We start from the raw sequence: 4,839 nt of genomic DNA on the forward strand, positions 1-4,839 counted from the left end.
GACGGCCGGGGGCGCGCGCTCCGCCCCGAGCGCACCGCCGGCCGCCGCCCCGCGTCCCGCCGCCCCCGTCCCGGCGCCCGCACCGGTGGACGCGTCGCCCTCCGCGGTGCGGACTCCGCCGCCACCCGGTCCGGCCGGGCCGCCCTCCCTGCGGCAGCGCGGCAACCGGACCGCGGCCGGGCCGACCGCCCTGGCCGCCGCGGCCGAGGACTGGGCCAGAACGCGGCAGCGCTGCGGCGCCGACGCCCAGCGCACCCACCGGATGATGGTGGACGCGCTGGCGGCGTTCGCCGCCGCGCGGCCCAATGTCGACGACGTGCTCAAGCGGCTGGACGACGCCCTGGCGTCGGCGGAGTCCGCCTGGCGCCAGCGATTCGCCAAGGAGGCCCTGCCGACGACCGTCGGCGACTTCGAGCCGTACAACGTCGGTGACGACGTCCAGACCCCGGACGAGTGGATCGCGCAGGTCCGTCGACTGGTGGTCGATCTCGGCTCGATGCAGCTCCTGCTCTCGTCGGACAGCCGGAAGAAGTACCGGTACAGCCGCGCACACGAATACTCCAACGCCGTCAATCCGCTGATCTCGGTCCGGGCCGGCGTACGCCAGCGGGCCTGGGATGCGATGGCGACCGACGGGCCCGACCGGGCCGCCGCGGCGGCCACGGCCGTGGTGCGGGGCTGGGTGCCGATCCCGGCGCCGGCCTTCCCGATCGGCCCGCTCGGCGCGCCGCTGACCGAGGACACCGGGCTGGTGCGGGGTTTCGGACCTACTTGGGTGATGGTGGGAACCGCCGGCCCCGGCGCGATCTCGTTCCGCACGACCCGCCCCAGTACCCAGAACGGCAGCCGCCTCCATTCGTTGGCGCTGCCGCCCGTCGTGCGGTACCCCGTGATCATCGACCTCGACCGCACGGGTGGCTTCGTCTGCCAGACCCCCACCATCGTCGAGTCGACGGTGCTAGGGCTGCTCGCCGCGCTCGGTCCGGGGCAGGTCAGGCTCGACGTCTTCGATCCCGACCGGCTGGGCGAGTCGGCGAACTTCCTGTACGGGCTGGGCGACGCGGCCGAGAAGGTCATCGGACGCAAGGTCCGCACGACCGCCAAGGAGCTGGCGGAGCTGCTCGTCGAGGTCGAGGAACACATCACCCTGGTCACCCAGAAGTACCTGCAGGGGGCCTACCGCACGCTGACCGAGTACAACCATGCGTCGGGCGACGTCGCGGAGGCCTACCGGGTGCTCGTCATCTACGACTACCCGAGCGGCTTCAGCCGGGACGACCAGTACGACAAGGAGCAGCTGCAGCGCCTCGAGAAGATCCTGACGACCGGTCGGCGCTGCGGGGTCTTCGTGCTGATCGTGCGTTCGCACCGGGGCGCGGAGTCCGATCGGGTGGCCTCCGTCCTGCCCCAGGTGGCCGGGGACGTCGACCCGGCCGCGGTCGTCGCGCCGGGTCTGGGCCTGGACGGCTCGACCGGCCTGCTTCTGTGCGGGCCGAAGGGTCGCAGCGACGTGTCCGTGTCCTGGTCGTTCGACCCGATTCCGGCGCTGTCGCCGCAGGTGCATCAGAGCCTGCTGACCCACATCGAACGCGGGCTGCGGCGCGCCGGTGATCTGCAGGTGACCCCCGACCGGGTGAGCGAGCTGGCCCGGTCCGGGATGGAGCGCGCCGTCGCCAAGGGCACCGGGGACCGGGAGCCGGTCGTCGCGGCCTACGAGCCGGCGACCTGGTGGCAGGGTTCGAGTGCCGAGCATGTGACCGCGGTGGTGGGCCGGCTGGGCGCGACCGACACCGCCCGCATCCGGCTCGATTCGCAGACCGCGTCGAGCGTGCTCATCGGCGGCCGGCCCGGCTCGGGCAAGTCGGTCCTGCTGCACTCCCTGATCATGAGCCTGGTCCAGCAGTACGGGCCGGACGAGGTGGAGCTGTACCTGATCGACTTCAAGGAGGGCGTGGAGTTCAAGCAGTACGCCACCGCGCGGCTCCCGCAGGCCCGCGTCGTCGCCATCGAGTCCGAACGCGAATTCGGGGTGGCCGTGCTGGAGAAGCTGGCCGACGAGATCATCGATCGGGGGGCGCTGTTTCGCGCCGACGGCAGCGGCGAGCAGTCCAACGTCGGGCAGTACCGGCGCCGGACCGGACGGCCGATGAGCCGGATCGTGCTGATCATCGACGAGTTCCAGGTGCTGTTCGACCGGGACGACAAGATCGGCAGCCGCGCGGCCGAGATGCTCGAGCGGGTGCTGCGGACCGGGCGGGCCTTCGGGGTGCACGTCGTGCTGGCGTCCCAGACCATCGCCGGCATGCCGGCACTGGGCCGGCACCTGCCGAACCTGATCCCGACCCGGGTGGTCCTGCAGTCCGCTGAGGCGGACTCGCGCCTGCTGCTCAGCGAGGAGAATGCCGACGCGCGGATGCTCTCCCGCCCCGGCGAGGCGATCCTGAACACCGCGGGCGGCCAGAAGGACGCCAACCAGCGAATCCAGAGCACCTACTGGGACCCCGAGGACCGGGCCTGGGTCCTGGAGCAGCTGCGCCGGCGGGCCGACGGCGAGGGTCGGACCGTGGTGCCGATCGTGTTCGAGGGCAGCAAGGGCGCCTCGGTCGACGAGGTGCCGGGGTCGACGTTCGACCCGGCGACGACCACCCCGACGGCCACGGCCGTCAGCCTGCCGCTCGGGTTGTCGATGAACCTGTCCGGGCCGGTCCGCGCCGACCTGCGCCGTGAACCGGGCACGAACCTGCTCCTGGTCATCGACGAACCCGGGCCGCTGCTTGTCGGGCTGGTGGTGCTGGCCCGGGCCGGTGTCCGGACCGAGGTCCTGGACTTCGGCGGGACGGACGAGGACGGTGCCGCCCGGTTGGCCGCGGCCGCCGCGGCGCCGTCGACCACGGTCTCCCGGCGCCGTGAGGTCCGGGACCGGCTGACCGGGGTGGCCGCGGAGGTCGACGAGCGGATCCAGTTGCACGACTACAACTCGCCCCCGCTCGTGGTCGTCATCCACGGCCTGCACCGGGCGCGCGAGTTCGATCCCAACGGGGAGTTCGATGACGCCTCCGAGTCGGGGCTGCTCAAGCGCATCGCGCGGGACGGGCCCGAGGTCGGGGTGCACCTGCTCGTCTGGATCGACAAGAAGGCCTCGGTCGACCGCCGGCTCTCCTACGACGCGCTGCGTGAGTTCGGGCTTCGGGTGTGCGGGCCGGCCAGCCGGGAGGACTCGCTCGCGCTCATCGACAGCGACGAGGCCCAGGGTCTGCACCCCGGGCAGGCAGTCTTCGACGACCACGACCAGGGCCGGCACCAGCGGGTCCGGCTGTTCGTCGGCCCCGATCGGCAGTGGTCGTCCACCATGCTGGCCGGCACCTCGTGACCGGTCCGGCGCACGTCGACCCCGCGGTCGTTGACATGGTCGCGCGGGCGATCGTCCGCTACGGCGAGGCCGAGGAGGGCGTCGTCGGTGACGTCGATGCGGCGGTGCGCCGATCGACCGCAGCGGTGCAGCAGGCGGTGGCCCGCCGGCGGGTCGACCTGGCCGAGGCGCAAGCGGCGCTGGCGGACTGCCTGAGCCAGCCGGACGCCAGCTGTGCGGTGGAGTCCCAGGCGGTCGATCGGGCGCGCGGCCGGCTCGAGCAGGCCGTCCGGGCCCAGGAGATGGTGGCGGCGGCGGCCGCCCGCTTCCAGCCGGCCCGATCCCGGCACGTGACGGTGGTCCAGCAGCTGGTCCAGCAGGGCCGGCTCCACCTGCGGCGCAACCAGTCCGACATCGAGGCCTACCTGCAGTCCTCGTCGTCCGGCGGTGCCGGGGGTTTCGCCGCCGCGGGCGGCGGGTCCGCCTCGACCTCGGCCGGTGCGGCGCCGTCGGCCGGAGGTGCCGCGGGGTTGGCCGTGCCCGCCGGATTCCCCGGGGGGTGGGCGATGGTGCCGTTGGATCGGATCGACGTGTCGGCCAGCACGGTCAGCGGCCCGGAGAGCTTCGGCAAGGGCTACTCCCCGGAGGACCTGTCCTGGGCCTTCGAGGCGTTGCACGAGGTGGTCATGCCGGCCCTGGCGCTGGGTAAGGACGGCGACTACTTCGCCGCCCGCGATGCACGGGAGAATCGTTCCGGGACAAGGAGTTACCACATGACGTGGTCCCAGTTCTTCGGCCCGTCGGATGCCATCCGGTTGGAGCGCGGGGACGACGGCCGGTTCCGGATCACCAACGGCCAGCACCGGATCTGGGTGGCCGGCCGGCGCGGGGAATCCGGTGTGCCGGCCCGGGTGGACCTGTGAGCACGGTCGCGGCCGCGCTGGCGACCCATCAGCGGGCCTCCGCCGATCGGGACCGGGCCAGGGCGGCGATGGGGACCGCATGGCGCGACGCGGCCGCCCGTATCGTCGACGCCAGATTTCTCGACCCGTTGACCGGGCAGGACCGGGACTTCGCCGCGGCCCTGACCGACCTGGCCGACCAACTCGACCGGGCCGAACGTCTGGTTCAGGACTAGCGAACGGAGAGCACCATGGCGGGAGCCAACACCGATCCGAAGGATCTGCGGCGATTGGCCAGTGAGATCCAACGGGCGCAGACCGACATCAGCAGCGCGATCAAGCGTGTGCGGTCCACGCTGAACTCAGCCCGCTGGGACGATCCCGTGCGCCGCAAGTTCGAGGGTCAGCTGGCCGAGATGGAGACGGCCCTCAAGCGTTTCGAGTCGACGGCGCAGGAGTCGAACCGCTACCTGGTCAGCAAGGCCGGCCAGTTGGAGGCATTCCTGCGGGCGTGACGGCCGGGGCCGCCGCCCGCGCCGAGGGAACCCCGTGGGGCGCGGGGCCCCCCCGCCCCCCCCCGGTCCTGGG

The 4,839-nt window shown here is 72.8% G+C and carries 4 protein-coding genes; all 4 read left to right on the forward strand.

The annotated features are described in order from the left end of the window. Nucleotides 1–106 precede the first annotated feature (106 nt). From ACOJUF_RS15910 to ACOJUF_RS15925, 4 genes are read left to right on the forward strand one after another with little or no spacing between them, the layout of a single operon-like run. Nucleotides 107–3,370 carry an FtsK/SpoIIIE domain-containing protein gene (locus tag ACOJUF_RS15910; RefSeq protein WP_420122804.1) on the forward strand — a complete coding sequence of 1,088 codons (3,264 nt, stop codon included), beginning with the start codon at nt 107–109 and terminating at the stop codon, nt 3,368–3,370. A gap of 35 nt (nt 3,371–3,405) precedes the next feature. After that, nucleotides 3,406–4,272, forward strand: a complete 867-nt coding sequence (locus ACOJUF_RS15915; RefSeq protein WP_420122805.1) for a hypothetical protein — start codon at nt 3,406–3,408, stop codon at nt 4,270–4,272. After that, entirely contained in the window at nt 4,269–4,487 is a 219-nt protein-coding gene (locus tag ACOJUF_RS15920; protein ID WP_420122806.1) for a hypothetical protein, read from the forward strand. The genes ACOJUF_RS15915 and ACOJUF_RS15920 overlap by 4 nt, the downstream gene beginning before the upstream one ends. A 15-nt stretch (nt 4,488–4,502) precedes the next feature. Continuing rightward, nucleotides 4,503–4,766: a hypothetical protein gene (locus tag ACOJUF_RS15925; protein ID WP_420122807.1), complete on the forward strand. Its 264-nt coding sequence runs from the start codon at nt 4,503–4,505 to the stop codon at nt 4,764–4,766. Nucleotides 4,767–4,839 lie beyond the last annotated feature (73 nt).

The organism is Nakamurella sp., from assembly GCF_048594475.1.
GTDB lineage: Bacteria > Actinomycetota > Actinomycetes > Mycobacteriales > Nakamurellaceae > Nakamurella.

Bases quoted from the DNA above. Each gene is read 5' to 3' on its own strand.
- ACOJUF_RS15915 (WP_420122805.1), top strand. From the start codon at position 3,406: ATGGTCGCGCGGGCGATCGTCCGCTACGGCGAGGCCGAGGAGGGCGTC.
- ACOJUF_RS15925 (WP_420122807.1), top strand. From the start codon at position 4,503: ATGGCGGGAGCCAACACCGATCCGAAGGATCTGCGGCGATTGGCCAGT.